This is a genomic window from Pseudoduganella sp. RAF19, assembly GCF_052114165.1.
Lineage (GTDB): Bacteria > Pseudomonadota > Gammaproteobacteria > Burkholderiales > Burkholderiaceae_D > Rugamonas.
Map to the genome: position 1 here is coordinate 64,081 of NZ_JBFREF010000002.1, position 26,852 is coordinate 90,932.

A 26,852-nucleotide genomic window follows, 5' to 3' on the forward strand; every position below is an offset into this window, starting at 1 on the left:
TTCTTCCAGTTCAACCACTCAATTGTGGCATGAGCCGCGCCCGCTGTATATCTGGCAAGTTTAACTATTGCTCTACAGCAAAAAGTTCGTGCCTATTAAGTTGGCCTGAGGTAACATTGGAAGACTCCCTTCACAAATGTAGTTTCCTTTCCATTATGTCCACGAGCACTCAACCCGCCGAATACCTCGCATTCACCCTGGGCCAAGAAGAATATGGCATCGACATCCAGAAAGTCAGCGAGATCCGCAACTACGAAACCCCAACCCGCATCGCCAACGCGCCTGATTTCGTTAAAGGCGTGATCAACCTGCGCGGCCTGATCGTGCCGATCGTGGATATGCGTATCCGCTTCAATCTCGGCCAGCCGGAATACGGCCCGTTCACCGTCGTGATCATCCTGAACATCGGCAGCCGCGTGGTTGGCATGGTGGTGGATGCAGTGTCGGACGTGACCATCCTCGAACCTGAGCAGATCAAGCCAGCACCGGAAATCGGCGGTTCGATGAACACGGAATACATCACCGGCCTTGGCACGCTGGATGACCGTATGCTGATCCTGGTGGATATCGACAAGCTGATGTCCAGCACCGAAATGGGCCTGATCGAGAAACTGGCGGCATAAGGTACGACATGCGAGCCTTGAACAACATCAGCATCGGCAAGCGCCTGGCGCTAGGGTTTGCCGTGATTCTGGCGTTTGCCATGCTGATTACTGCCATCGGCATCTGGCGCCTGCAACAAGTGGCCGACGCCACGCACGACATGATGGAAACCCCGCTGGCCAAGGAACGCATGATTTCCGATTGGTATAGCAAGATAGATAGCGCTATCCGTCGTACCACCGCGATCGCGCGCAGCAGCGATCCAAGCCTGGCCGCTTATTTTGCGGAGGAAGGCAAGATATCCACCGCCGCATCGGCCGAGCTGCAAAAGAAAATCGTTGACCTGATCGACGAAGACGACGAGAAAGCGCTGTTCGAAAAAATCATGGAGCAGCGCAAAGTCTACCTGTCCACACGCGACCAGGTGGCCAAGCTGAAGGCGGCCGGTGAGCTGGAGCAGGCCAACGACGTTTTCGAGAAAGGCTACAAACCCGGCGCTGCCGCCTATCAGGCCCTGATTCAGGATCTGCTGAAAATGCAGCGCGGGAAAATCGACAATATCGCGCATCACATTGCCGATGCGGCCGCCACCGGGCGCACGAGGATGATGATTCTGGCCGTGCTGGTGCTGGTCTTTGGCGCGACCTGCGCATGGCTGCTCACCACCGGCATCACCCAGCCTTTGCAAAAAGCTGTGGACGCCGCGCGCCGTGTGGCGGCTGGCGACCTGACCACGCAGATTGAGGTCAGCGGCAAGGATGAAACTGGCCAGCTGCTGCTGGCGCTGAAGGATATGAACCAGGCGCTGCTGAACATCGTGCTGGAAGTACGCAATGGCACCGATTCGATCGGCACCTCGTCGATCGAGATCGCGGCGGGCAACCAGGACCTGAGCTCGCGTACCGAGCAGCAGGCGGCTTCGCTGGAAGAAACCGCCTCGTCGATGGAAGAATTGACGTCGACCGTGAAGAACAACGCCGACAATGCCCGCCAGGCCAATCAGCTGGCGGATGCCGCGGCGTCGGTGGCAGTGAAGGGCGGCAGTGTGGTGTCGGAAGTGGTCGGCACCATGGAGTCGATCAACGAATCTTCGCGCCGCATCGTGGACATCATTTCCGTGATCGACAGTATCGCCTTCCAGACCAATATCCTGGCCCTGAACGCTGCCGTTGAAGCGGCGCGGGCGGGTGAGCAGGGCCGCGGTTTCGCGGTGGTGGCCTCCGAAGTGCGCAACCTGGCGCAGCGTTCCGCCGGGGCGGCCAAGGAGATCAAGGAACTGATCAACGATTCGGTCGACAAGGTCAATCAGGGCAGCAAGCTGGTTGGCGAGGCAGGCAGCACGATGGAAGAAATCGTCGCCAGCGTGCAGCGCGTGACGGACATCATCAGCGAAATCACCGCCGCCAGCGCGGAGCAAAGCGTGGGCATCGATGAAGTGTACAAAGCCATCGGCCAGATGGACACCGTGACGCAGCAGAACGCGGCGCTGGTGGAGGAATCGGCCGCGGCGGCGGACTCGATGCGCCAGCAGTGTACCAGCCTGGCGCAAGTGGTCAGTGTATTCAATGTGGGCCAAGAAGCTGGCGCCGCATCGCAGGCCCGTCGCGCCGCAGCGCGCCCGGCACTGCGCCTGGGCCGCCGCTAAGCAGCACTACTGGCGGACGCCTGCTGCGACAGGCGATCCGCCTCGCCATTCCGGTGGCGTGGCACCCAGCGCACATTCACCTGTGCCAGCCGCGCCATCAAATCGCCCACCCGCTCGCGGTGGTGCGCCAAAACCTTCGCTCCCGAACCTTGCGCCAGCAGCACATCGTGCACCACGACCTGGCTGTCGCCGTACACCAGCAGTTCGGCCAGTTCCAGTTCCACCGCTTTTTCCAATAGCGCGATCAGCGCCAGATATTCGGCATCGCCGCTGCTGCCGTGGCCGGCCTGGCGGCTGATTTCAATGCGCTCGCCTTGCGGACCTTCCAGCAGGGCGCCTATGCCGATGCGGCCTGGATTGGGATTGGCTGACCCGTCAAACCACGCGTGCCATGCGGCGGCGGAAGCGGGCACTTTCTGCCGCGCGAGCTTTTCGGCGCGGGCTTTTTCCTGATTCGTTGACATGTATAGCTGATTTTGCAACACTGGTTGCGCTGTATTTCCCAAAAATTCTAACAGGAGATCCCACCAATGGCATTGATCCTCCGCGCAGCCGGCCTCGCCGTGCTTGCCCTGTCGCTTGGCGGTGCACATGCTGCTGCCGCACCAAAGACGCCGAAGAAGTACACGATCGAGCAGTTCATGGCCACCACCTCCATCAATGGTGCTTCCTTCAGCCCCGATGAAAAGCAGATCCTCTTCACCAGCAATGAAAGCGGCATCTTCAATGCCTACGCCATCCCCGTCGCTGGCGGCACGCCGGTCGCGCTGACCAGATCGACGGTGGACAGCACCTTCGCGGTCGGCTTCTTCCGCACGGATAACCGGATTCTGTTTACGCGCGATCAGGGCGGCAATGAGCAGAACCACCTGTTCGTGCGCGAGCTCGATGGCAGTGAGAAGGATCTGACGCCGGGCGACAAGCTGAAAGCCATGTTCCGCGGCTGGAGCACGGACGGCAAGTCTTTCTTCGTGCTGACCAACGAACGCGATCCGAAATACTTCGACTTGTACCGCTACAACGCCAAAGACTACTCGCGCGAGATGATCTACAAGAACGAGGACGGCATCACGCCTTCCGAAATCAGCCGCGACGAGAAATGGCTGGCTTTGAACAAGCCGAATACCACGTCCGACAGCGATATCTACCTGTACAACCTGGTCACGAAAGAGAAAAAGCTGATCACGCAGCACACCGAACCGGCCACCTATGACGCAGAGACTTTCGATCCTGAGTCGAAGAAGCTGTACTTCCTGTCTAACGCCGGCGGCGAATTTACCAGCATCCGTACCTACGATCTCGCTACCGGCGCCGTCGCCGAACATGAGAAGGCCAACTGGGATATGGCCGGTACGGGCTTCTCACGTAATGGCCGCTACCGTGTCAGCTCGGTGAACCAGGACGGCAGCACCGTGCTGCGCATCGTGGAAGGCAAGGACGAGAAACTGGTTGCGCTGCCGAAGGCTCCGGGCGGCGAAATCCGTGGCGTCGTGTTTTCCGAAAGCGGCAATCTGATGGCCTTCTACGTCAACGGTGACCGTTCGCCGAACAATCTGTATGTCTACGATCTGAAGACGAAGCAGAGCCGCAAGCTGACCGAAAGTCTGAACAAGGAAATCAATCCGGAAGACTTGGTTGAGGCGGAAGTGGTACGCTTCAAGTCCTTCGACGGCATGGTGATCCCGTCGATTTACTACAAGCCGAAGGGCGCTTCTGCGGCCAGCAAGGTGCCGGCGGTGGTCTTCGTGCACGGTGGCCCGGGCGGCCAGACGCGCCGCGGCTACAGCGCCCTGATTCAGTACATCGTCAACAATGGCTATGCGGTCCTGGGCATCAATAACCGCGGCAGCAGCGGCTATGGCAAGAGCTTCCACATGGCGGACGACCATAAGCACGGCCGTGAGCCGCTGTGGGATTGTGTCGAAGCGAAAACCTGGCTGGCGATGCAAAACTATGTCGACGCGGACCGCATTGGCATCATGGGTGGCAGCTACGGCGGCTATATGACATTGTCAGCGCTGGCCTTCCGTCCTGAGACGTTCAAAGTGGGCGTGGACATCTTCGGCGTCAGCAACTGGATTCGTACGCTGGAATCGATCCCGCCATACTGGGAATCGCAGCGCAAGGCCCTGTACGAAGAAATCGGTGATCCGGTCAAAGACAAGGAATTCCTGACCGCGACTTCGCCGTTGTTCCACGCTTCCGAAATTCGCCGTCCGCTGATGGTCATCCAGGGCAAGAACGACCCACGCGTGATCAAACCGGAAAGCGACGAGATCGTGGACGCCGTGAAAAAGAACGGCGTGCCGGTTGAGTACGTGGTGTTCGATGACGAAGGCCACGGCTTCAGCAAAAAGAAGAACCAGGCGGTGGCGAATGCAAAGATGGTCGAATTCCTCGACAAATACCTGAAAGCCAAGCCGTAAAAAAAAGGCCACCGCAAGGTGGCCTCGTAGGGCGGATCAACGATCCGCCAATTTTAGTGGCGATAAGGATTATCCGGCCGGCGGTCGTAGCGGTTTGGTACGCCGTCGCCGTCGCGGTCACGGTCGTAACGGTTCGGGATACCGTCGTTGTCGCGGTCGTGGTCGCGGCGATCCGGGATGCCGTCATGGTCACGGTCGTGATAGCGGCCATCACGGTAATAGCGCGGCTGCTCGTAATAACGTGGCGCCTCAACATAGCGAGGTGCCTCTACATAGCGCGGCGACTCGTAGTAAGTATTCCAGCCGCCTTGCTGCAGGCGCCAGCCGTTATCCACTCGCACCCATTCTGCCGGGTGATAGCGGTAGCCGCGGCGTTCCGGCATCCAGTGGCCACCGACCCACACGTGGCGGTAGCCGTCCCAATTCCAGTAGCCCGGCGCCCACACGTACCCTGCGCGCAAAGGCGGTACGCTTTCAAAGCGTGGTGGAGGTGGAGCGTCGCCAATCACAAGCGAAACGCCCACTTGGGCCAGCGCCTGGGTCGGTGCAATTGCAGCCATTCCCAAGGTGAGTGCGGCTGCAGCGATGAGTTTAGATTTGATCATGGTTTATCTCCGTTTAGTGAAGCTTTGAATTCACTATAGCAAGCCAGCTATAACGGAGGTAAGCCTGATTCAGTTTTTTACAAATGCCGAAATCTGCTAACACTTCGGTGTGCGCTGACGCACATACTTACATTCTCAGATCTTGGCGTTTTTTTGCTCAACGGCCAGCGAAGCGGCTTTCTCGGCGGCGCTCATGCGCTTGGCGCTGACAACAACCACTTGCATACCAGCGCTGGCGGCATACGGCGCAGCGGCTGTGGCGACGCGGCTTGGTTCAGCTTTGTGCGTTGCGACACTGTCGACAGCATAGTTAGCGGCGCAAGCCAGGCCCAGGGTGGCGATGAACAGGGCTTCAAAGTTACGCAGGACTTTCATTTCGTGTTCCTCTTTCGGTTTTGCTGGGGCTGGACGGGTTTGTGTTCTGTCCATGTGCTCACTGTATCCAAGCACCCCTCGCGTCGCCACGAGCCTGCGACGAACGGCGGATTTTGCGGCGCAAAATGCAGAAAACCGGCGCCGGATGCTCAGCGCTTTCTCCTTCCCCCGGCTATGGCTGTGCAAAGAACACTTCCGGGGGAACGATGGCTCGATCATTGGCAGAGATGGCGCAGGCGCTCGCGTCCTGGCGTCGCGACGCGCGCCGTCGGCGCAACCTGCGCGCAGGCCAGCGGCGTCCGCGCCCGGACGTCCGCGCCGCGTCCGCCGGTGTGCGCGCAGACGTGGGTGCAAACGCGCGCTCAGATACCTCGCCTGGTGCAGACACCTCCGTCGCGGCTCGCACTGGCGCTGGTGTCCAACGCTCCGGCATGGCGCACTGGCTGCCCGAGCCATCGATCCGCAGCTGCATGCTGCCAATCGGCTGTGCCGCGCTGATGCTGGGCGGCGCCGTGCTGATCGCGGTACACGCCCGCAACCTGACCGCCGCCGCAGCGGCCACTCCCGTCTCGCAAGCCGAGCGCCAGGCTACCGACGCGCTGCAGTCCGTGCTACCCGGTGCGACTTTCGACGTGCCCAGCGCGCCCGGCGTCACGCTCGACGCGCACGCAAATGGCGCAGTGCTGATCGCAAGCGGCATGCAAGCAGCTCCCGCCGTACGCGTCGACCTCTGCACACAGCTGCGGAGCGATGGCCGCCTGATGCCACTGCATCTGGGCCAGCATTTCAGTGATGTTGAGCGCTGGATGGCATCACGCAACGAATCCGCAGCCCCGCGCAACGTCATGCTCGTGCGCGACGGTCGCCGTATGCCGGCGATTCAGTTGAGTGGTAGCGCTTCACCGGACGTTCCGCTGCACGTCAGCTGGAAAAATGAAGACATTCCAGCGCGCTGGGTCAGCGACGCCACGGCTGGCAAAGTGGAGCAGGGCGCCAGTGCCGACAGCACGCTGCAGCGTCAAGGCTGGCTGGCCTGGGCCGATGGCGCCATCCGCATCGAGCGACGCGCGGCCGCTGGCTGTCCGCAAGCCGGTGAGCTGGTGGTGCAGCTATACGAACGCGGGCAGGATGACGGCCGCGCGCTGGTCGTGGCCTTTGCCGCGCAGAGTGCGTCCAGCGTACGCCTGCCACCCGGCCGCTACGTGATTCCGTCCGCCGCGCCAACTGCCCTGGAGGACGAAACGCTTTTCAAATCGCTGCAGGAACATGGCCTGGTGCGGCTCTCTTCTGACGGCATGGCGGAAGCCGCACCGCGCGATCTGCTGCAATGGCTCGCCGCGCCGCCCGACACCCGTGCCGCGAGCCTGACCGGCTGGGAGAGTGTGCGTGACGATCCATCCACGCGCGCGCTGATGAAGCGCCTGTACCAGCAAGCCGACGGCGCCTACGTCCGCCAGCAAATCGACATCTTCAACAGCGAACGCCGCCTCTTCGCCTGGCGCCTCCGCGCCGCACCACCTGCTGCGTCAGCCCCGGCCACCGCCGCTTCGGATGCTGCCGCGACCGCGACCGCGAGCGCAACACGCGCAACAAGCGCGCGACGCTGGAGCGTCATTGCGTTGGACTCCGCGACCAGTGCGGGCCTGATTGGTGGCGGCCCGATTGGCGTTGGCGCGACTGGCGGCGGTGCGCGCGGCATTGGCGTCGGCGTTGATGGCGGCGCGGCGGGGACCTCGACGGCAATGCCTGCGTCGGCGGCGCGGCTGTTTGCCGACATGCCTGTCGGCTGGGCGCCGTGGACGCGTGCGGCAGGACTTGGCGCTGGTGTCTCGACTTTGACCATCACGCTGCCGCAACCGGCCAGCGGCAGCGAGACAATCGACCTGCTGCTGGCCGGCCACATGCAAGGCGGCGTCGCCGGTGCGCGCGTGACGAGCGTGGACGCGTGTACGGGCCGCGCCTGCCGCGCGTCCACCGACGTGCAGCACCTCACATTGCGCCCCAACCCAGGCACCGCGCAAATAGCCTTGCGCGCCGCGCCGCTGGACATTTCGTCCGCTGCCCAGCCAGGCGACCAGCAATACCGTCACCTGCGGGTAACGAATGGAAAACTGCAGTGGCATGCACTGAGCCGCAGCCCGTCAGCGCTGGCCGCGCGCGGCGTGAGCGCAGCTGCGGTGCGCATTGAAGACCGCAATGGCGCACCGCTGTGGGGCGACAGCGCACCACTGCCCGCTGCGCGCGAAGCCGGCCTGGCGACCATGCTTGGCATCAGCCCCGATCAGGCGTCCAGCGTTGCAGGCGTGCTGGCGCGTGCCGCTGTCGGCGCATCCAGCAGCGGACGGCTCACCGTTGATCTGCAACTGCAGGCCACCGCGCAAGCCATCCTGGAATGCCAGGGCCAGCGCCAGGGCCGCTGGGACGGCAAACAATGCCACAACAGCACTATCCCGCCCGCCGGCCGTCATGCTGGCTTCGTCCTTCTCGACGCAGAAAACGGTGACATCCTTGCCGCCGCCGGCAGCGGCGAACCGCAACTTGGCCCGGAAAACTGGCAGGAGGCGCGTGACTTCGACCGCAGCAACCCCGCGCGCAGTCCACTGCGGCTGCCGGCGCTGCAGCATGACGGAGGCGCCAACAACAGCCCCGGTTCGACTTTCAAGATCATCAGTGCACTTGGCCTGGAACGCGCCGCGCAAAACGACCCGCAACTGAACGCGCTGTTGGGCGGCCTGCCGCTGAACGCCATCAACGCCATGGCCGACGTGCGCGGCTTCGCCTTCCGCACAGGCGCCGCGATTTATCCGATGACGCCGCACCAGGCCCACATTACCAACTACCACGAGCAGAACGTCGACCGCCGCGCGCAGGAAGGCCGCCTCGGCGTGCAGCAAGCCCTGACCTACAGCATCAACACCTGGTTCGCCTGGTCCGGCGAACTGAGTGACCGCAGCCTTCTCGGACGTGCAGACGGCGGCATCCCAGACATGCAGCCACTGGAAGCAGGCGCACTCGATGCAGCCCGTCCCATCCTCGCGGCAGCCCGCCAGCTCGGCTTCGAACAGCCGATGCATCTCGATGGCGACCTGCTGCCCAAGGACTTTGCCTGGACCGCCTACGACGCCCTGCAAGCCACGCCAGCGCGTATTGACCCCATCCACAGCCGCCACGAGCTCCGGCAAATGTCCATCGGCCTGCGCATGCAGGCGACGCCGCTGCAAATGGCGCTGGCCTCCGCCGCCATCGGCAGCGGCCGCACCGTCACACCACGCCTGCTGCTGGCGCTTGACGGCAAACAGGCGGCGGACATCGATGGCCAGCCGCTCGGCGTGCGCCTGGACCGCATCCGCGCTGGCATGAAAGGCGTCGTGGACATCGGCACCGGCGCCGGTGCGTTCGGCGGCCCGCCGATGGCGCAAATCCGCCGTGGCCTGTACGGCAAAACCGGCACCGCACCTGTCAGCGACAAGGAGGCCACGGTCTGGTTCACCGGCTGGCTGGAGCCGAACACTCTGCCGAATCAGCCGCACCGGCTGGCCTTCGCGGCCTTCATCAGCCATTCGCAAGCCAGCGGCGGCGAGCATGCGGCGCCCATCATCGCGGCCATGCTGTCCGCAATGGCTGGGCAGAACGATGAAAAGAAGGGGAAATAGGCCTGTCCAGCTGAGAATGCGTCAGCGCCGGACGTGACAAGATACGCGCACATGCGTCGGCAGCCGCGCGATATCCGCTGGCCCGGCGTGCAATTTCATCAACAGGAAAGTATGCGGCTGCCAGGAACCCGCTATCAGGAACACGGCTGGGAACACGTGCGCAAGCTGCTGGGAGCCAGCTCGCTGGACGTGTTCCGGCAGTGCGATCTGCACCAGATGCTCGACGGCTCCCGTCACGCCAAGCTGCTCGATTGGTACACGGATGCGATGGCGCAAGGCTTGCGCCAGGTAGCGCGCCGTTCGCGCGGCGAGGCGTCCGGCAACAGCTATGGCGACAGTGTGGCCGAACTGGCATTGGCCCTGCTGTTCGAACTGCAGGCGCAGCCCTCGTTCTGGAATGCCTTCATGGCAGCCATCGTGGCCGAACATGGGCGTCTTGGCGCATTCTGGGCCAACGAGGCAGGCGACGGCATCCTGCGCAAGAAGGTGAACGATATGTTTGCCGTCCTGCGCGACAAGGTCGATTCCGACAATTACCAGGCTGCCACGGGCCGCGATTGCTCGCCCAACAGGATCTACACCTACCGCATGCTGGATACGGCATATCGCGATATCGAGGCCCTGTTCGCGAACTGGGAGCGCAATGGCGCTCAGGTTGGGGCGATTCTGGGACGCGAGCTGGCAGGCCATCCAATTGAGGTGCGCCAGATGACTTCCATCAGCGGCTGCCGCGCGGAGTGGATCATCCGCTGGAGCGAGTCCCTGGAGCAGTTTGCCGGCTCGCCGGGACCGCTGCATACCAAGTCCAAACGCTTCGCGAGCCTGAAGAACAGTCCTGACAAGATTGCTGAAATGCTCAGGGAAATCGGCGATTATGAAGAGCTGTCGTCGAATCAGGATGGCGACTGGCAGCAGGATTCGGAAGACGCCACGGCCTGGCTGGAGGATTATTGGCGGGTGGTCGCGGAATCGGAGGCCGAACCGGAGCTTTCTCCGTCCCCCAGCTATCCTGAAAAGACAGAGGCATTGGCTGCTTTGCAGGACGAACCGCTGCCAGTGCGCCTGGCCGTGTTCCAGAAGCTGCTCGGTCCAGATGACGACAGTTATCCGGACGATTGGCGCGATCCGGCCACCGGCGAGCTGCCGACCATGCAGCAACTGGCGGTCATGGGCGGCATGTCCGTGCCCACGCTGCGCAAGCGGCGCAATGAAACGATAGACAGGTTGTACGGGAGAGGTAATTGAATATGACCACGCCGGAACGCAAATTGCAGGAGCGTCTGCTGCTGGCCCGCGAGGCGCCGGACGACCGCCTGGCGCTGGCGGATAGTGTGCTGCTGGCGGCGTTGGACGGCAGCCGTCCGCTTGACGCCGCGCAATTGGCGGCGTTGAATGCGTCGCCGCTGACGCTGAAACGCTTCCGTCACCTGGCGCTGGAGCGCCGCCGGGCTGCTGCCATGGTCAGCGCCTGGCGCGGCAGCCGCGGCATGTTGCGTGCTGCTGCTTCGGCCACGGCGTTGGATAGCCTGGGCACTGATGATGGCTGCTGGAGCCTGCATTTTCTGGCTGAGGGCGATGGCTGGCAGGTGATTCTGAAGCTGGAGGCGTCGGCGCCGTTTGCGGCGGATGTGATGCGCGAGCGTCCTTTGCTGCGTGTGCTGGACGGGCAGGGCGCTGTGGTGCTGCAAGGGCGCCTCGATGCGGACGGCGAGTGTGAACGTGCCTGGCCGTTTGCGGAAGCGCCGTCCGCGCACTTCCAGCAGCGCGGCGCGGCGTTCTCCATCGAGCCGCTCGGCCAATAAAGTCATGGGACTGTTCAAGCGCTTGCGAGGACGAGGCAAAGCCTCTTCCGCCTCCGCCGATTTGCAGCGGCTGGGCGGGGAGCTGCTCGCATTGCGCCTGGACGATGGCGCCGTGGTGCCGGAGGCATGCACCGCCGTGATCGTGGCAGCTTCTGGGCAGACGCGCCGGGTTGGCGCTTTCGGCACGCCGCGCGTGAGCTTGTCCGATGGCGAGGTGGCCTGGTGTTTTCATCCGGGGCCTTATGTGTTGGCCATTGTGCCGTTTTCTGCGGCGCCGGAAACAGGATTGCGGCTGGAGTTTCTGGTTGACGCGGGCGATCCACGCATGGCGCAGCAGCGCTTCGATCTGTTCCTGGCCAGCGAATTGGCTGGCGGGCCATCGTCGCTGTCCGTATCCGATTTCGCGTTTGCCGCGCAGTCGGCGGTGCAGGGGGCGCTTAGTGAAGGGCTGCTGGATCTGCCGCCGTGCACATCCATCGAAGAATGGCACGGTTTCCGCGCCGGCCTGAACGAACTGCTCTACACCCGGTTCGGCGTGACGGTCGAAGACTGCTACCCCATCGACCTCCACCCGGCATCCGACCTCGCCGCCACCCTCCGCACCCGCCGCGCCACCCTCGCGCCGCCAGCGCGACAGGGCGCCGATCCGGTCGCGCTTCCCGCTGCCACGCCGCCCGCTCCCACGCCTTCGACCACCCATGTGGCACCATCGGACGCTGCGCCGTCGCGAGCTGCGCCAACTGCCACCAAGCCAGGCGCGCTAGCACCGTCGGCCACCGAACGATCCGCCGCCGCGTCGTCTGAAGCCGCGCTGAGCGCCGCCACGCCGTACGCTCCCACTCCTGCGACCGCCTCAGCGGCACGGCTGGGCGCTGCGCTGGATGCTGCTACGGCGGTTGGCGGGCACGCGGCGGATACGACTACCGCGGGGGCTCCGGTTCCGCAAGCGTCCCTCGGTGCGCGACCAATGGAGCTACAATTTGACTTCGCGCCGGGCGGCGAGGGGATGCCGAGGGAGCAGGCGCACGGTGGCGCTAATGAAGCCGCGCCGGCGGAACGCGATGCTTACGCCCTGCGCCGGCTGTTCCTGGAACTGCCGGCGCTGTCGGCCGCAATGCGGATGCTCGCGCCTCCTGAAGGTGGCTTCGCAGTGCAGCAGGAGCTGCTGCAGCGGTTCGCGCTGGCCGCGCTGGATGTAAACACAATGCCATCGCTGGCATGGGCAACGCCGGGTCGTGCGCTGCCGCGCGAGCAGCAGGCGCAACGTGCCGGACATGCCGCGGCCGCCGTCGGCGCACTGGACGATGCCTGGGCGCTGCTGGCCAGCATGAAGCTCGCGCGAGCAGACGAGATAGCGCAGCTATACGATGAAGCCGACCGGCTGGTCGCCAACCTCGAATTTGCGCTGGCCAACCGCCGCGCGGTGCCGCCGCCGGCCGGAGGAGAAGAGATCGAGCGCCGCGAGCCAACCCTGGGAGCGCGAAAATGAGCATGCTTACGCCCCCGCGTCCGCCCACCGCCGAGTGCCGCACCGTGCTGGCCGATGGCCGCGTCGCCACCATCACGGCCACGCGCCGCCCGCGCGCCAACCGCGCAGAGGTCAAGTGCGTGGTGCCCGGCGCGCCGCAGCTGAGCGAAGCCATGCAAAACGTCGTGCGACTGGCCCGTCTGACCGAAGCGCGCCACGACAGCCGCGAGCAGGTGGTGCTTAGCCTCGACCTCGCACCAGCTGCTGATGAGCGCAACTGGGAGCTGGCCGCCGTGCTGGCCGACCGCATGGTGCGCGGTGTCTGGCAACCCGACAGCGCGCAAGTCACAGCGATGGGCTGGTCCGACCACTGGCACCTCGGCCAGGTCAGCGGCGCGGATGGCTTAACCCATCTGGGGGCGTTGACGGGGCACGCCGACCCGTCAGCGGCCGTGTCGACAGCGCGCGCCTGGTTCCCGCTGCACAGCGGCGGCATCAACGATGCATTAAGCTGGGTCGAAGTTAGCGTCAGCCCGCTGGACGACGCTACGACAGAGGAAGAAGACACGATCGCCGCACCAGGCCTCGACCTGACTGCGCAAGCGGCCGTGCGCCAGGTACTGTCGGCAGCGCGGCACTTCGACGGCAAAGCCCAGAACCGCTGGAAAACCGTGGTGCGCTTTGCCCAGCCGCGCTTCCAGGGGGATTCCTACCAGCTCGCGCTGGTGATGGCTGACCGCCTCGCGCGTGGCCGTGAATTCATCCCGCGCGGCCGGCTGATCGCGACCGGCAGCTCGACAGCCTGGCACGCCGGCCGGGTGGAAGCCGTGGAAGGCCGCCAGCCGAAAACGGAGTTGATATTGAAACAAGCCGCCCCCGGCGACCGCGTCCTGCTGCCTAAGGCCTGGCAGGACGAACTGGGCGTGGACTACCAGCCGGCCCTGCGCGCAAAAGGCGCCACGCTGGCCTGCGTCGAACGGATTGGGCTGATCTGAATCGTGCGCAAGACGATAGCGGGTGCCCCTGATAAAATCGGGAAGGCAGCCCATGTGATTGGTGAAAAAAGGAGTCTCACATGTTCAAGATGTTTGGTTTTGGCGGCGTGAAGTGCCCGCGATGCGGACACCGCAACGGCGACGCGTCCGGCTACTGCAATCAGTGCGGCCTGACGCTGGGCGCGCCGCGCAGCGAACCGGTCTTGCACGAGAACCGCTGGATTCCGGCGAACGACGAGTTGGCGGTGTATTTTGGCGTGCGCCAGCTGTCCGGCATTTTCACCAAGACTTTGCGCGTGCCAGCCACCACCCGCGCTTACATCCTGCAAGGCGACAAGGCGACCGAAGTGCCGCAGGGCGAATACGAACTGGAAGGCTTCTTCTACCGCCTGAATAATCTGCTGCGCGACCAGCACGCCGAAATCCTGATCACGCGCACCACGCCGCTGCCGGTTGAATTCAGCTACAGCGATCTGCATACGTCGGAATTCCTGAAGGTTTCTGCGCGCTTCACCGTCGGCATCAAGGTCGAAAACGTGGCCGCCTTTGCGCAGCACTTCATGACCGTGCCGGGCACCGTCACCACGCTGCAACTGCACGAGTTGCTGGCGCCATCGGTGCGCCAGATCGCGGCGGAGTTCATTGGCGGCCGTTCGATGCGCGATATGGCCTCCAATCACACGCTGCGTGAACAGCTGAACGAACGCCTGCAAGCCTCGCTGAAGCAGCGTCTTGCTGAATTCGGACTGGCTGCCGTGCAGGTCGACACGCTGGCTCTACGCCACGACAAGTTCGATAACAACCGGGAACGCCTCGGCAGCCTGTGGCTGGTGGCGGACGAGCGCCACATCCAGCTCGAACACGTGAAACAGCTGGACCAGCTGTACGACGAGGAAGAATGGCAAGCCATCTGGCGCGAAGAGCAGAAGATGCGCAGCGACTTCCGCCGCGCCGAACTGCGTCAGGACGCAAACGTTGAAAAGGCCGAACTGGCGCTGCAGGAAGCGGAACGTATCCAGGCCATCCGTGCCCGCGAAATCGACCTGTATGGCCGCATCATCGAATCGAAAACACGCAAGCAAGCTTTTGAGCGCGGTGCCGGCGCCACGTTGACCGAGCTGGAACACGAGCTGGCGAAAAAGAAATCACTGCAGACCGGCGAAGCCGCTGAATGGGATCACGTGCGCCACCTGGCCCAGATCAAGATGCGCACCGAGCTGGAAATGGCGCAGCAGGCGGCGATGGAGGAACGCGCATTGGCGCGCCAGCGCTTCTCGCATCAATTGCACGTGCAGCAGATTCAGAACCGCATGCAGCAAGCGCTGTCGATTGAAGACGAATCTTACCGCCGTACCCAGATCAATCTGCTGCGCAAAGCTGAAACGGACGCCAAACAGCGCGAACAGGAAATCGAAGCCGAACATCACCGTGCGCGCTTCCAGGGTGTGGCGCTGGCCAATGCCGCCCGCCAGCGCGAGGCGGAGCGCGTGCAGGAATGGGAAGAAGAGCAGCATCTGGCCCGCAAGCGCGAGCTCGCGCGCGGCGAGGAGGCGAAGGACGCGACGGCCCACGTGCATGTCGCCGAGATCAACGCTAAGCTGGAAGAACTGAAGCGCGCCGGCGCCAATGCCGAATCCATCGCCCAGTACGAAAAGCTGCTGCGCACCATCGAAGCCGACGGCATGCATCAAAAGCAAGCGCAAGGCCTGGCGCATCAGGCCGCGCTGGACCAGGTGCAGGTCGAAGAGCAGCGGCTGGTACTCAAGCTGCGCGACCAGGAAGCGCAGTGGCAGCAATCGCTGAAGAAGCTGGAGATGGAACGCGAAGAGCGCTTCAACCGCTGGAAAGTGGAATACGAGAGCATGATCGCCCAGCAGAATCATGCCGCCGAACTGGCGCGGATCGACATCGACCGCCTGGAGGCCATCGGCCGCATGAGCGACACCGCCAAGATCGCCCTGGCCGCCACGCCAAACGCGGAAGCGCTGGCCCAGTTGATGCGCATGCAGTCGCAGGCCACGATGACGCCCGAACAGCTGCAAGCGCTGGCTGGCGTAGTCGCTGCGGAAAACAGCATCACGCCAGCGGAAGCACTGCGCATGGCGCAGCAGCAGGTACAGGACGAGCGCGCCTATCGCGACGCGCAAGGCGACAAGGAACGCCAGCACCAGATTGACCTGCTGAAGCAGCATACCGGCAGCGCCGTGCACCATCACCATGCGGCCGCGCCGGCGGCGCCACAGCCACGGCGCTGCGCCAACGGACACGTGGTCGGTGCGGAGGCGCGGTTCTGTCCTGAGTGCGGTGCGCCGCTGCAGCAGTAAAGGAAAGAATGCAGACAGCACGAGATAAGATTCGCGAACTGCGCGCCCTCCATGAGGACGGCCTGCTAAGCCAGCAAGAGTTCGACCGCCGCAAGAACGCTATCCTGGATGCCGAATATGCGCCTCCGGGAGGTTCCGCTTCGCCCGCGCAGCAGCGTCAGGGCACGGAGCTGGGCCTGATGACGGGGCAGGAAATTGGCCCGCAAAACCGCCGCTACCGGCTGGAGCGCCTGATCGGCATGGGCGGCATGGGCCAGGTGTGGCAGGCCACCGACCTCGCCACGCATGCGGAACTGGGCCACAGCGAACTGGTGGCGCTGAAGATCCTGCCGCCGCAGCTGACGCAGAGTCCGGCCCACGCCAAGCTGCTGATCGAAGAGGCGACGTCGGCACGCCGCCTGGCGCATGACAATATCGTGCGCGTCTACGAATGGGCGCAGGACCCGGCGACCTCCAGCTACTTCATCATCATGGAGTGCCTGGAAGGCCAGGATCTCGACGCCTGGCTGGCGGAGCACGGCAAGGCCACAGAGGAAGAAGTGCAGCGCCTGCTGCACCCCGTCGCCGATGCGCTGCAATATGCCTGGGATAAGCACAAGCTGGTGCACCGCGACCTCAAGCCAGGCAATGTATTCCTGACCAAAGAAGGCGAGATCAAGCTGCTGGACTTCGGCATCGCCTCGCGCGCCCGCAACACCGGCAGCACCCTGGGCCTGCAAACGCCGAACGCCGGCACGGCGGGTTATCGGGCGCCGGAAGCGGGCACCAACCAGGGCAACCCGCGTCCGCAGCTGGACGTGTACGCGGTGGCCGTCATGATTTACCAGATGCTGGAAGGCGTCATGCCGTTTGGCGAGCAGCGTGCCGCCGGCGTGCAGCCAAAGAAACCGGATGCGCTCAATGAACTGCAGTGGCAAGTGCTGCAGCGCGGCTTCGCGTTGAATCCGAAGGAACGTCCCGCCAGTGTGACGGCGCTGCTGGATGCGCTGGGCGGCGCTGCCGGTCCCAGTGAAGAGGAACTGGCAGTGCGCGCCGCGGAAGAGAAGGCGCGGCTGGCGCAAGAGCAGGAACAGGCGCGCGAGGCTGAACGCCAGCGCAAGGAAGAAGCTGAACGTCAACGGCAGGAAGAAGTGCAGCGTCAGCTCGCGCTGGCCGAACAGCGCAAAGTGCAGGCGCAGGCGGCCGCGGTGGAGAAGGCAAAGCAGGAGCAGATCAGGCGCGAGCTGGAAAAACAGCGCCGCCTGCAAGCGGAGGAAGAAGCGCGGCAGCGCAAGGAGAAACTGCGCCAGCAACTCATCGCCCGGCGTGAGGCCGATGCCCTGAAAGCGCGCCAGGAGGAGGAAGAGCGCCATCGCAAGTTGGCGCAGTTGAAGGCGGAAGCGGCCTATCGCCTTGAACAGGATCGTCACCGCAAGGAAGAGGCGGCGCGCAAGGCGGCGGAGCTGGCGGCCATGACGTCCAGCAGCCCGGTAGCCGATGCCAGCGGCGTGCTGCGCGACCGCTTCCAGGACGGCACCGGCGCTGGGCCGGATCTGGTGCTGATTCCGACCGGCCGCTTCCAGATGGGTTCCACCGCCTTTGAGCATTCGGTTGCGCTGAAGGCCGGCTCGCAAAAGACCTGGCTGGACAAGGAGCTGCCTGCACACTGGGTCGGCATCGAGCGGCCATTCGCGCTGGGACGCTATCCCGTCACGGTGCGAGAATGGCGGCAGTTCGTGCGCGCCACGGACTGGGAATCGAAGCTCGACGAAAACTGGGCCGACCCCGGCTTCAAACAGACCGACGAACATCCTGTGGTTTGCGTGAGTTGGAACGATACGCAGCTTTACCTGCAGTGGCTATCCGAAAAAACGGGCCAGGCCTACCGTCTGCCAACCGAAGCGGAATGGGAATACGCCTGCCGCGCAGGCACGCACACGGCCTTCAGCTTCGGCGACGAAATCAGCACCGAGCACGCCAACTACGACGGCAACTTCACATACCACAATAGTGTGCGCGGCGAATTCAGAGGCGGCACGACGGCGGTCGGCACCTTCCAGCCCAACCCCTGGGGACTGTTCGACATGCACGGCAATGTATGGGAATGGACGCAGGACGCGGTGCACGAGAACTACGAAGGCGCGCCGGCCGACGGCAGCGCGTGGGAGCAGGGCGGCGACGCCGCGCGCCGCATCCTGCGCGGCGGCGCCTGGCTTTATCAGCCGCGCTATCTGCGTTCGGGCCTGCGCAATGGCTATTCGGCGGTGCTGGCCAATGACGTGGTGGGCTTCAGGGTGGTGCGAAATCTGGCATGACTTTCTGCAAAGGTGTACATTGCTGTATGTCCTTTTTAACATGCAGGAATCATCATGACCGTTAAAGTAGTTCGCGACCAGTCGCTCCCCATGCGCCACGTTCTTCATGTGCGCAATCACATCGTCTCCGTGGACGGCACACTGCCTGAAGGCGGCAGCGATGCCGGTCCCAATCCTCACGATCTGTATGACGCCGCTATCAGCGCCTGCAAGGCCCTGACCGTGGTCTGGTATGCGAAGCGCAAGAACATTCCGGTCGAAGATGTGCAGGTAACCACGGAGCGCGACGACAGCGAAGAACGCAAGGGCGTGTACCGCCTGACCGCGACCCTGCAGCTGAGCGGCCCGCTGACCGGCGAGCAGCGCGAAGAATTGCTGGCTGTCGCCCAGAAGTGCCCCGTGCACAAGCTGATGACGGCCGTAACCACTGAAATCACTACTCTGCTGGGGCAATCCGAATGAATATCGCTCATATCATCAAAGGCCATGAGAAGGACCTGGGCGGCGGCTTCATGGTGCGCCGCTTCCTGCCCGCCGCCATCAAGCAGGCTGTTGGCCCCTTTATCTTCTTCGACCACTTCGGGCCCGTCGATGTGCCGCCGGACGCGGATTTCGACGTGCGCCCACACCCGCATATTGGCCTGGCCACCGTGACCTATCTGTTCGAAGGCGCGATGGAGCACCGCGACAGCGTCGGCTCCGTGCAGCGCATCGAACCGGGCGCCATCAACTGGATGACGGCGGGGCGCGGCATCGTGCACTCCGAGCGCGCCCCCAAAGACCTGAAGGGCACGCAATACCGCAACCACGGCCTGCAGCTGTGGGCCGCGCTGCCGCAGGCGCATGAAGAGGACGCGCCTGGCTTCTGCCACACACCCGCCGACGCGATTCCGTCGCAGACCATCGATGGCGCGGAAGTGCGCGTACTGATCGGCTCTGCCTTTGGTATGACCTCGCCGGTGCAAACCTATAGCCAGACCCTCTACCTGGACGTAAAGCTGCGCGCGGGCCAGCAGCTGGCCCTGACGGGCCTGCCGCCGGAAGCGGCGATCTTCCCGATCAGTGGCGCGATCGAAGTCGATGGCCAGCCGGTGGCGCTGCACACCATGGCGCTGCTGGACACCACGACTTCGCAGCGCGTGCAGGCTTCGGACGACGCGCAATTCATGATTATCGGCGGCGAACCGCTGGACGGTCACCGCTACCTGTTCTGGAACTTCGTGTCGTCCAGCAAGGAGCGTCTGCTGAAGGCAGCCGAGGATTGGGAAGCGCAGCGTTTCGAGAAAGTGCCCGGCGAGACGGAATTCATTCCGCTGCCGCCGAAGAAGCCTTCGGCGCAGTAATCAGGCGGTAAATGCGGCCTGCGCGGCGACGGTGCTGTGCAGGTCTTGTGCGCCGGTGCGGATGATCCAGCATTCCGGATAAGGCTCGCTGGCGAAGCGGGTGTGCTGCGGGATGCGGCTCAGTTTTTCTTGCACCGGTGTTGGCGCCAGTGCGGTTTCCTTACCGGTCAATTGATCCAGATGCCAGAAGCCGCCGTTGTGATGCATCAGCAGTGGCATCCCGGCAGCGGCAGGCGATGCGGCAAAGCGCGGGATCGGGTAGCCGGGATGCGTGTCCGGCTGCAGGATCACGAAGCACTCGGCGCGCGCGCCTTCGTCGACGCGGTGCAGGACCACGCCATGCGGCATGATGGCGGACACGGTCAGCACGACGATGCCCTTGATGCTGGCGCTCAGTTCGATCTTCATGCCGAGGCGCAGCGTCACCGGCTTGTGCTTGCCCGGCCAGACGCCGTCCAGCAGCAGGCCATAGCGCGATACGTCTTCGATTTCAAAACCTTGCGCACCGCGGCGGATCACGGCGTGGCGGCCGGACAGGCGGCGCGTCAGGCCTGCGGTGTCCTGCCCATCCGGTGTGTAGTGGGTGAGCAGCACGTCCGATTCCGGATCAACCAGCTCGAATCGGCCAAGCACGCATTCTTCGGCCGCGAACATGCGCACGTGGCGGTGCATGCCGGCTTCCGGTGCAGCGTTGATGAAGCTTGCAGCGCGGCTCGGGTGCGGGTGGGTCGGGCCGGTGCGCGGCAGTTCGATTTCGATCAGATCCTCGTCCCACGCGATGGTGGAGAAGCCGAGGTCCACCTTGCCCTGCGGCGCGCCCAGGTCGAGGTGGGCGATGCCCGCGTTGCGCGCGGTGACATCGATGTCCATGCTGTCGCCGCCTTGCGCCGACACGCGCGCGATGGAGGCGTCGTCCGCCATCACCCGCACATTCTTGTGGGTGCTGAGGAAGATGCGGTGGATTTCAGTGAGCGTGGCGTCCGCGCGTGGCACCAGGATGACAAAAGTGCATTCCCATTTGCGCGCTGGCTGGCCCGCGTCCTGGCTCAGGATCTCGGCATTGATCTGGTACTGGCCGTGCTCCATGCCGCGCGATGAAAATTCGACAAACAATGGACGCCAGTCGCCGTCGACCGAGCGTACGCACTGCTGGCGCACCACGCCGTTCGGAATCAGTTCGGATTGAAGTTTGATCGCCAGCTGAGGCGCGCAGTCCTGCGGCATGCCGCGCAGTTCCATCTTCAGCGTCTGGCGGCCGCCGGCCGCGCGTGGATCGAAGCCGCTGATGTGCAGCTGCGGACGGACGCGAACGCCCGTGCCATAACCTGCCTGCGCCGTCGGTTGCGGACCAGTGCGGGCATTGCGCATGGCGTTCAGCATGTCGAAGCTGTTTGGCGCCGGGTCGGCGACAGGTTGACTGTGGCCGCCCGTGCACGTGCTTTCCCCTGGCATGACCCAGAAGGTGCAATGCGGATGATCGGGATGACTACACTTGTTCATTGGATTGCGGCGCGGAAGATAAGCGAGACTTTACGCGCTTTACCCCAGCCTTGGCAACCCGGCTGTGGTCCGATCAGGACCCTTTTTCCCTCTCTATTCTCGGTGCATCAAATACGCAACGTTTTGATAATAAAAGTGTATTTTTATGTCACTCATTTGTACGCCGGAGCCACAGGCTGCTGGCCCATCCGGTATGTGTCCGGCCGTCGGTTTCGGCGCGGATTTGCCACCAGTCGCCGCGCCGTTCGCCGGTCGGCGTAACCAGGGCTCCGGCTGGGACTACGACCAGGCGCTCGGCGCTGGTGCTGGCGTCGGCACGCAGGTTCAGGTCACGGTGGACGCGGAAGGGCTGGCCGGCGGTGGCGAGATAGACATCCGCCGGTGCCGCCGTCCGCATAGCCGTGGCGCGCAGCTTGACCGGCGTGGCGCTGGCCAGGTCGTTGGCGGCGACTGGCGTGGCGAAGACGTGCAGCAGCAGGGCGCCAATGCCCCAGGTGCCTGCGGCCAGGATGACCAGTCCGCGCGCGGTCGGGCGGCGCCACCAGGTTTTCGGCGTGAGATAGGACGCCAGCACCAGCGTCATCGCCAGTGCCGCGCCATACGCCGCCAGTTGGTAAGTTGTTATGATCATGGTCACGGCTCAGGCGTCGAAACGCAGCACGTAGTGGCCCGCCACGATGTGATGGCCCGGGGGGATTGTGTACGGTTTGTCATCGCTTATCGCGGCGACGAACTGCAGCTTGTCGTCCAGGTGGTACAGGGCTTGTGTGGATGACAAGCGGCTTACCGACAGCGCGCCCGCGGCAGCTTCGAAAGTGAAGGCATTGCGCGAGAGGCCGATGCGGTCGGGGCTCGAGCCGGCTGTCGTGCTGGCCAGCATCCAGGCCGCGTCGAGCGGGCGCAGCGCAGCGGTGGGAGCAATGCCTCGGCCGAACGTCGCGCGCGCGCCGGGGATCAGCGGCTGGCTGCACGCTTCTGCCAACGAAAGCAGGTAGCTGTAGCGTTCCGCCATCGCCTGCGGCGCCGTTTGCAGGCGCAAGGCGCGCGAGCCGGTTGGCGTGAAACTCGCGGGAGCGGTAATGCGTTCGCGGCCTGCCGGGGTGACGGCGTACAGCTCGTCGTCCTCGGTCGCAACGAAGGTGATGGCCCGCTCGGCACCGGCGGTGCGCGCGATGGTGAGTGCCGATGTGAACGGGATCTCCAGCGCGATGGCGCCTGTGCTGCGGTAGCGGCTTAAGCGTGGCAGGGCCAGCGCGACAAGGCTCATGCGCTGCAGCGCGCCCGGTGCGAAGGTCGCGTCGCTCTCGCCGATGCGCGGACGCATCGCAGGTGCCGGCACCGGCACGGCGGTCAACTCGTCGGCGTATGCAGGCGGCGCGGATGGCGCGGATGGCACAGGCGCGCTGGCGCGCGACTGCCAGACGGCGGGCCGAGGCCCTGCGCCGGATTTCGCCGCCTGCTGCGGCACGGCGGCACTATCGGACATGGCGCCGCGCAGTGCTCCGCGATGCCCTGCCGTGGCGGGTACGCCGCCGGGATTGCCGGACGTCGTACTGCACGATGCTCCCGGCTGGTCTGCACTGAACCGTGCGCCACCTGCGCTGGCTGCATGCGCGCTGATGCCGGACGTGGACACTGGGCGCGGCGCAGGACGCGGTGCGCCAAGCGCGCGAGTGATCTTGAGCAGCAGGCGCTCGCCGGTTCCGTGCTTCGCGCGAATCGCGTACGCGCCGAGGCTCGCATCGAACTGGCAATCGAAAGCGTCCTTGGGCCGCATCTGCACCACCGGTTCGCTATCCGGCCCGTCATTGACCAGCAAAATCGCGCCCTCGCCGGCAAACGGCCATCCCGGTGCGATTACACTGGCGGCGCCTTCCGCACCGCCGATCAGCGCCAGACGCTGATTCGGGTACACGGCGCATACCGGCTTCCACACCGCGCTGTCGCGTGATGCGCTTACGTTGAAGAGCGCCTTTTCGTCAGCAGCAGGCAGATAGACCGCATGACCGAAGCACACCTGGATCTCTCCCGGTGCCAGATCGTCGGCGCCAGCCACGCCATAGCGCACCTGGTCACTGCCCAGCAGATCGCCGAAGTCCTTCTGGTGCAGGGCCGCCAGCGTTTCAGCCAGCTCGCGTGCGCGGTTGCCGCGGGTCAGGTGGTAATCGTCATCCACGTCTTCCTGCGGCAGGCGCAGGGTGATGTGGGAAAAGCAGCGGGTGGCGGCACGGCCACGCTGCTCGCGTGGCGAGCGCTCCAGCAGATCGCGCAGCAAGGGACGGCGCGAAAACAAGGAAAAACCCGGCGCCTGCCAGATGGCTTCGGCATTGAAGACGTCCGGAATACGGTCCAGTGTCTCGTGTTGGACGTAGATCGGCATGATGCATCACTCCTCTAAAGATTGCGCGCTGACGGCACTGAACGCTAGCAGGGGGAGCAGGAAAAACAGCAGATGGCTGCCCCCGGCCGACAGAAAACTCATCGGCTGCCCCATCACCGGGAAAATCGACAGATTGGTTCCCCACGACAGCAGGAAATGTCCGAACACAAAAGCAGCCCCGCCGCACAAGGCGAAACAGCGGAAGCGCGCGCTCCAGGCGTGGCGGAAGTTGCGCGCTGCGCTGGCCGATCGGGCAGCCCGCACGGCAATCAGCAGCAGGCCGGCCAGGAAGCCGGCTTGCAGGCACCATAGCAGCAGCGCCGACAAAAGGCCGTGGCGGTTCAGGAAGAAGGATGGCGCGAAATCGTCCTGCACCTCGGGGATGGCGGTGACACTGCCGACATGCTGGCCGAGGGCGCGCAGGCCGAACATGCTGTCCGTGCCGGCGAGTCCACCTTCGGCGATGGCGCTGGCGCCTTGCAGCAGTTGCTGGCCGGTGTGCGGGTGGTGGGCTGGATCGAGCCAGACCTGGAAGCGGTCGGCGTAGAAGGCGGACGGCAGCCGTGCCAGGCCTTCGGTGCCGCCGTCGCGCAGCATGACGACTGCTGCGATGCCCGCGATTGCAACCGCTGCCAGCGCAGCGCTCAGGCGCCAGTTGCGCGCGGCGAGGCCGTAGGCGAGGGCGGTGACGCCGGTCCAGAGCATCAGCAGCACCAGCGGCGAGTAGTCGTCCACTTGCACCAGGGCGAAGGCCAGCAGCGCGAAGAAGAGCATTGCAGGTGCAATCAGGCGCAGCCAGCGCGCGGCCAGGGTTCTGTTGTCGGACTGTTCGCGCCAGCCCAGGCGCAGTGCAAGGCAGTGTGCGGTCAGCGCGGTCAGCGCGAGTTTGGCCAGTTCGACTGGCTGAAGGTCGAACACGCCGGTTTCATCGCCCCACAGCACCTGGGCGGCCAGGGCGATCAGCGCGATGGTGGCGTAGCAGAGCAGCAGGTATTCGATGGCGCGCTGCGAGATGGCGCGCGCCGGCAGTTGGCGCCACAGCGCGGCGGCCGCGGAGCCGATGGCCAGCAGCGCAGTGGTTTTCTGGTAGTAGCGCAGCCAGGACGTGTCCGGCGCGCCGAGGCCGAGTTCCAGTTGTGCGAGGAGGCCGGCTGCCAGGAGCAGCAGGGCGCAGGATGTGGCCAGCGTCAAGCGGCTGGGAATGGCTATCCAGAGCGACAGGGAGAGCATGGCAATCAGCAACGACGCCGCGATGGCGGGCGGATGGCCGGTGCGCTGTGCGATCAGCGCGGAGAGCCCGGCCGCGAACAGTGCCACGGCGGCGATCACCGTCGCAATGCGCGCGGCGGCGGTCCTGTGGCGGTCGTTGTGAACCGTGCGCGGGCGGGCGAAGCGGGGGACACGGATGGCAAAGGCGGCGAGAGCCAGTGCAGCGAGGGCCAGCGTGGCGATGGCGGAGGCGGTGAGGGCGGAGGTTGATGCAATGGTGCTGCAGGCGTGCCAGAGGTTGTGCTGCTGCCAGGTCCACGACACTTGCGGCGGTAGCCTGGCGTCGGCAGTGGCGAAGAGGGCGACGCGGCGGGTGGGCGTGAGCAGCAGCGCGTCGCGGGCGATGTGGACGGTGAAGCGGGTCTGGCCGAGGGCGATGGTTTGGACGCCATCGAGCGGGCGCGGGGCGCGCGCGGTATCGGTCAGGCGCAGCTGGCCGTTGGCGCGCGACATGGCCGCGCTGTCAGGCGCCAGGCCGGGGATGCCGAGGCGGTTGCCGCAGTAGAGATTACCACCGAATTGCAAGGGGCGGGCGATGGTCAGCGCCCGTGGCACCGTGCGGTTCCACAGCGCGACGGCACGCGAGGTCCAGTGTGCGTCGGGGCAGGATGACTGGGCGGCGCCGTTGCGGTAAAGGGTGGCGCCGTCGTAGTGCCAGCGTTGATCGCCGAGCAGGAATTCGGCTTGCTGGCTGTCGGACGCCGTCAGCGCGAACGTAGCAGTCCCGATGCGGAAGGCGGGCAGGCTGGCTACCGGCACAGTGGCGAGGCTTTCGTCGTGGTCGTCGCTTTGCAGCAGCGGCGCGCGGCCAGTGGAGAGGGAGCGCAATTGCCAGTCGCCGTGGGAAGTACGCGAGAGTTCGATGTGCGCGTTATCGGCTTGTGGCGCGGCCAGCTCGCGGCGTCCGAGTACGATCGATTCGCCGGGCGACAGGTGAATGGCGATTTCCTGCGGCAGCCAGGCGGACGGCGTGCGCAGCAGGGCGAAGACCTGCAATGCGCACAACGCGGCCAATGCTGCCAGCAGAAAGGAGCGTGCGCGGCTCATGCGCTCACCCGCCAGCCGTCAGAAGGACGGCCGAAGTGGCGCAGTGCCGGGGCGGACGCGGAGGAGCATAGGCTTGCGTCCCGGCTGATTGCGGTGAGATGCGGAAGCGCTGCGGCTGGGACGTGCGGCGCGTCGCCGGTGTGGGCTGAGCGTGCGCGCGCGCCAGCCCCCGGCGCCGCTGGAGCGGATACCGAAGTATCGGCGAGGGCGGCGCGCAATGTGGCGAGCTGGCGGCTGATTTGCAGCGCGTGGCGCGGGCGTTCGGCGGGAATGGGCGCGAGCAGCGCGCGCAGCAGCGTCAGCGYGGGATCGGCCGCGCGCGGCGGAAGGCCGTGGATGAAGCGGGCTTCTTCGTCAGCTTGCAGCGTTTGTGGGATGCCGCCGTGTGTGGCGAGCAGAGACTGCGCGCCATCGGCCAGCTGCTCGCGATAGGCCTGTCCGCACGCCGTGCAGTAGGACAGTGCGGTGCCGCCGCTGACCAGATAGTAGAACAGCGCGCCCAGTGCAAAATAATCGCTCTGGACGTCGGTTGCGTAACCGCCGCCCGGCGCCGGGAAAAACTGCTCCGGCGCCTGCCAGTTGGCGGTGCCGGAATACGTGTGGGCGTGCAGCGCGTCCAGGCGGCGATTGGTGCCGAAATCGGCCAGCTTGACGGCGCCGAGGCGGGCATCAACCAGAACATTGGCGGGCTTGAGGTCGAGATAGCGCCAGCCGTACTGGTGAACCTTGGCCAAGGCCTGATTGAGCTGGCAGATCCACTCCAGCACTTGCGCAAACGGCAAAGACTTGTGCTCGGACATATAGCGCGCCAGATCGCCGTCCAGCAGTTCAAGCGCCAGAACGGGCAGGCCTTCGTGCCAGCCGCTATCGAGCAGGCGTACGATGTGGCGCTCGTCCCAGGGCTCCAGCGACTGCAGGAAGGCGATCTCCGAGCGTGCGCTGGCGATCCAGCGTTCGCGCTGCGCCGGCAGGGCGCGCGACATCTGCCCCTGGTTGACCAGCTTGAGGGCGACATCGCCCGTGCCATGCGGCCCCGTCGCGCGCCAGATCACGCCATACGCGGAGCCGGCGATCTGCTCGCGCAGCTGGTAGTGCCCCAATTCCAGTGTAATGATGTCCATGC

The 26,852-nt window shown here is 64.8% G+C and carries 20 protein-coding genes; 12 read left to right on the forward strand and 8 right to left on the reverse strand.

The window, feature by feature from the left end; all coding sequences use genetic code 11:
- Nucleotides 1–155 precede the first annotated feature (155 nt).
- Together AB4Z19_RS04980 and AB4Z19_RS04985 are read left to right on the forward strand one after the other, a co-directional pair.
- Entirely contained in the window at nt 156–623 is a 468-nt protein-coding gene (locus AB4Z19_RS04980; protein WP_442024018.1) for a chemotaxis protein CheW, read from the forward strand.
- Nucleotides 624–631: 8 nt separating this feature from the next.
- Nucleotides 632–2,248, forward strand: a complete 1,617-nt coding sequence (locus tag AB4Z19_RS04985) for a methyl-accepting chemotaxis protein (protein ID WP_442024020.1) — start codon at nt 632–634, stop codon at nt 2,246–2,248.
- Here the strand turns inward: AB4Z19_RS04985 and AB4Z19_RS04990 are convergent.
- Nucleotides 2,245–2,712, reverse strand: coding sequence for a ribonuclease HI family protein (locus AB4Z19_RS04990; protein WP_442024022.1), 468 nt, complete (start codon nt 2,710–2,712; stop codon nt 2,245–2,247). The two genes, AB4Z19_RS04985 and AB4Z19_RS04990, sit on opposite strands and share 4 nt — an antisense overlap.
- Nucleotides 2,713–2,778: 66 nt before the next feature.
- On the opposite strand from AB4Z19_RS04990, the gene AB4Z19_RS04995 reads away from it, so the two are divergent.
- Entirely contained in the window at nt 2,779–4,674 is a 1,896-nt protein-coding gene (locus AB4Z19_RS04995) for an alpha/beta fold hydrolase (RefSeq protein ID WP_442024024.1), read from the forward strand.
- Between the two features lie 53 nt (nt 4,675–4,727).
- Here AB4Z19_RS04995 and AB4Z19_RS05000 read toward each other — a convergent pair whose 3' ends face one another.
- Entirely contained in the window at nt 4,728–5,279 is a 552-nt protein-coding gene (locus AB4Z19_RS05000; RefSeq protein ID WP_442024026.1) for a YXWGXW repeat-containing protein, read from the reverse strand.
- Nucleotides 5,280–5,414: 135 nt separating this feature from the next.
- Nucleotides 5,415–5,654 (reverse strand): hypothetical protein, encoded by a 240-nt coding sequence (locus tag AB4Z19_RS05005; RefSeq protein WP_442024028.1) that lies wholly within the window; start codon nt 5,652–5,654, stop codon nt 5,415–5,417.
- 206 nt (nt 5,655–5,860) lie between these two features.
- On the opposite strand from AB4Z19_RS05005, the gene AB4Z19_RS05010 reads away from it, so the two are divergent.
- From AB4Z19_RS05010 to AB4Z19_RS05050, 9 genes are all read left to right on the forward strand, one after another.
- Nucleotides 5,861–9,307, forward strand: a complete 3,447-nt coding sequence (locus AB4Z19_RS05010; protein WP_442024032.1) for a penicillin-binding transpeptidase domain-containing protein — start codon at nt 5,861–5,863, stop codon at nt 9,305–9,307.
- 111 nt (nt 9,308–9,418) lie between these two features.
- Nucleotides 9,419–10,552 (forward strand): hypothetical protein, encoded by a 1,134-nt coding sequence (locus AB4Z19_RS05015; protein ID WP_442024034.1) that lies wholly within the window; start codon nt 9,419–9,421, stop codon nt 10,550–10,552.
- 2 nt (nt 10,553–10,554) lie between these two features.
- Nucleotides 10,555–11,109, forward strand: coding sequence for a hypothetical protein (locus AB4Z19_RS05020; RefSeq protein ID WP_442024038.1), 555 nt, complete (start codon nt 10,555–10,557; stop codon nt 11,107–11,109).
- Nucleotides 11,110–11,113: 4 nt separating this feature from the next.
- Nucleotides 11,114–12,598, forward strand: a complete 1,485-nt coding sequence (locus AB4Z19_RS05025; protein WP_442034515.1) for a hypothetical protein — start codon at nt 11,114–11,116, stop codon at nt 12,596–12,598.
- The gene (locus AB4Z19_RS05030) at nt 12,595–13,572 is read left to right on the forward strand and encodes a hypothetical protein (protein ID WP_442034517.1); all 978 of its coding nucleotides are present in this window, start codon (nt 12,595–12,597) and stop codon (nt 13,570–13,572) included. The genes AB4Z19_RS05025 and AB4Z19_RS05030 overlap by 4 nt, the downstream gene beginning before the upstream one ends.
- Before the next feature lie 80 nt (nt 13,573–13,652).
- Complete coding sequence (locus tag AB4Z19_RS05035) at nt 13,653–15,896, forward strand: SPFH domain-containing protein (RefSeq protein WP_442034519.1); 2,244 nt, start codon at nt 13,653–13,655, stop codon at nt 15,894–15,896.
- Between the two features lie 8 nt (nt 15,897–15,904).
- Nucleotides 15,905–18,190: an SUMF1/EgtB/PvdO family nonheme iron enzyme gene (locus AB4Z19_RS05040; RefSeq protein ID WP_442034521.1), complete on the forward strand. Its 2,286-nt coding sequence runs from the start codon at nt 15,905–15,907 to the stop codon at nt 18,188–18,190.
- 54 nt (nt 18,191–18,244) lie between these two features.
- On the forward strand, nt 18,245–18,652 hold the full coding sequence (locus AB4Z19_RS05045) for an OsmC family protein (RefSeq protein ID WP_442024202.1): 408 nt from the start codon (nt 18,245–18,247) through the stop codon (nt 18,650–18,652).
- Nucleotides 18,649–19,533, forward strand: coding sequence for a pirin family protein (locus AB4Z19_RS05050; protein ID WP_442034523.1), 885 nt, complete (start codon nt 18,649–18,651; stop codon nt 19,531–19,533). Before AB4Z19_RS05045 ends, AB4Z19_RS05050 begins: the two co-directional genes overlap by 4 nt.
- Here the strand turns inward: AB4Z19_RS05050 and AB4Z19_RS05055 are convergent, their stop codons facing one another.
- The 5 genes from AB4Z19_RS05055 to AB4Z19_RS05075 all read right to left on the reverse strand — a co-directional run bounded on the left by AB4Z19_RS05055 (nt 19,534) and on the right by AB4Z19_RS05075 (nt 26,850).
- Nucleotides 19,534–21,033, reverse strand: coding sequence for an FHA domain-containing protein (locus AB4Z19_RS05055; protein WP_442024206.1), 1,500 nt, complete (start codon nt 21,031–21,033; stop codon nt 19,534–19,536). It lies immediately after the preceding gene.
- 148 nt (nt 21,034–21,181) lie between these two features.
- On the reverse strand, nt 21,182–21,664 hold the full coding sequence (locus AB4Z19_RS05060; protein WP_442024208.1) for an SH3 domain-containing protein: 483 nt from the start codon (nt 21,662–21,664) through the stop codon (nt 21,182–21,184).
- A 9-nt stretch (nt 21,665–21,673) separates the two neighbouring features.
- Complete coding sequence (locus tag AB4Z19_RS05065; protein WP_442024210.1) at nt 21,674–23,413, reverse strand: hypothetical protein; 1,740 nt, start codon at nt 23,411–23,413, stop codon at nt 21,674–21,676.
- Nucleotides 23,414–23,419: 6 nt separating this feature from the next.
- Nucleotides 23,420–25,729: an FtsW/RodA/SpoVE family cell cycle protein gene (locus AB4Z19_RS05070; protein WP_442034524.1), complete on the reverse strand. Its 2,310-nt coding sequence runs from the start codon at nt 25,727–25,729 to the stop codon at nt 23,420–23,422.
- Entirely contained in the window at nt 25,726–26,850 is a 1,125-nt protein-coding gene (locus AB4Z19_RS05075; protein WP_442034526.1) for a serine/threonine-protein kinase, read from the reverse strand. The genes AB4Z19_RS05070 and AB4Z19_RS05075 overlap by 4 nt, the downstream gene beginning before the upstream one ends.
- Nucleotides 26,851–26,852: the final 2 nt, after the last annotated feature.

Bases quoted from the DNA above. Each gene is read 5' to 3' on its own strand.
- AB4Z19_RS05045 (WP_442024202.1), top strand. From the start codon at position 18,245: ATGACCGTTAAAGTAGTTCGCGACCAGTCGCTCCCCATGCGCCACGTT.
- AB4Z19_RS04990 (WP_442024022.1), bottom strand. From the start codon at position 2,712: ATGTCAACGAATCAGGAAAAAGCCCGCGCCGAAAAGCTCGCGCGGCAG.
- AB4Z19_RS05065 (WP_442024210.1), bottom strand. From the start codon at position 23,413: ATGCCGATCTACGTCCAACACGAGACACTGGACCGTATTCCGGACGTC.
- AB4Z19_RS04995 (WP_442024024.1), top strand. From the start codon at position 2,779: ATGGCATTGATCCTCCGCGCAGCCGGCCTCGCCGTGCTTGCCCTGTCG.
- AB4Z19_RS05005 (WP_442024028.1), bottom strand. From the start codon at position 5,654: ATGAAAGTCCTGCGTAACTTTGAAGCCCTGTTCATCGCCACCCTGGGC.
- AB4Z19_RS05070 (WP_442034524.1), bottom strand. From the start codon at position 25,729: ATGAGCCGCGCACGCTCCTTTCTGCTGGCAGCATTGGCCGCGTTGTGC.
- AB4Z19_RS05000 (WP_442024026.1), bottom strand. From the start codon at position 5,279: ATGATCAAATCTAAACTCATCGCTGCAGCCGCACTCACCTTGGGAATG.
- AB4Z19_RS05020 (WP_442024038.1), top strand. From the start codon at position 10,555: ATGACCACGCCGGAACGCAAATTGCAGGAGCGTCTGCTGCTGGCCCGC.
- AB4Z19_RS04985 (WP_442024020.1), top strand. From the start codon at position 632: ATGCGAGCCTTGAACAACATCAGCATCGGCAAGCGCCTGGCGCTAGGG.
- AB4Z19_RS05060 (WP_442024208.1), bottom strand. From the start codon at position 21,664: ATGATCATAACAACTTACCAACTGGCGGCGTATGGCGCGGCACTGGCG.
- AB4Z19_RS04980 (WP_442024018.1), top strand. From the start codon at position 156: ATGTCCACGAGCACTCAACCCGCCGAATACCTCGCATTCACCCTGGGC.
- AB4Z19_RS05015 (WP_442024034.1), top strand. From the start codon at position 9,419: ATGCGGCTGCCAGGAACCCGCTATCAGGAACACGGCTGGGAACACGTG.
- AB4Z19_RS05025 (WP_442034515.1), top strand. From the start codon at position 11,114: ATGGGACTGTTCAAGCGCTTGCGAGGACGAGGCAAAGCCTCTTCCGCC.
- AB4Z19_RS05030 (WP_442034517.1), top strand. From the start codon at position 12,595: ATGAGCATGCTTACGCCCCCGCGTCCGCCCACCGCCGAGTGCCGCACC.
- AB4Z19_RS05040 (WP_442034521.1), top strand. From the start codon at position 15,905: ATGCAGACAGCACGAGATAAGATTCGCGAACTGCGCGCCCTCCATGAG.
- AB4Z19_RS05035 (WP_442034519.1), top strand. From the start codon at position 13,653: ATGTTCAAGATGTTTGGTTTTGGCGGCGTGAAGTGCCCGCGATGCGGA.
- AB4Z19_RS05050 (WP_442034523.1), top strand. From the start codon at position 18,649: ATGAATATCGCTCATATCATCAAAGGCCATGAGAAGGACCTGGGCGGC.
- AB4Z19_RS05010 (WP_442024032.1), top strand. From the start codon at position 5,861: ATGGCTCGATCATTGGCAGAGATGGCGCAGGCGCTCGCGTCCTGGCGT.
- AB4Z19_RS05055 (WP_442024206.1), bottom strand. From the start codon at position 21,033: ATGAACAAGTGTAGTCATCCCGATCATCCGCATTGCACCTTCTGGGTC.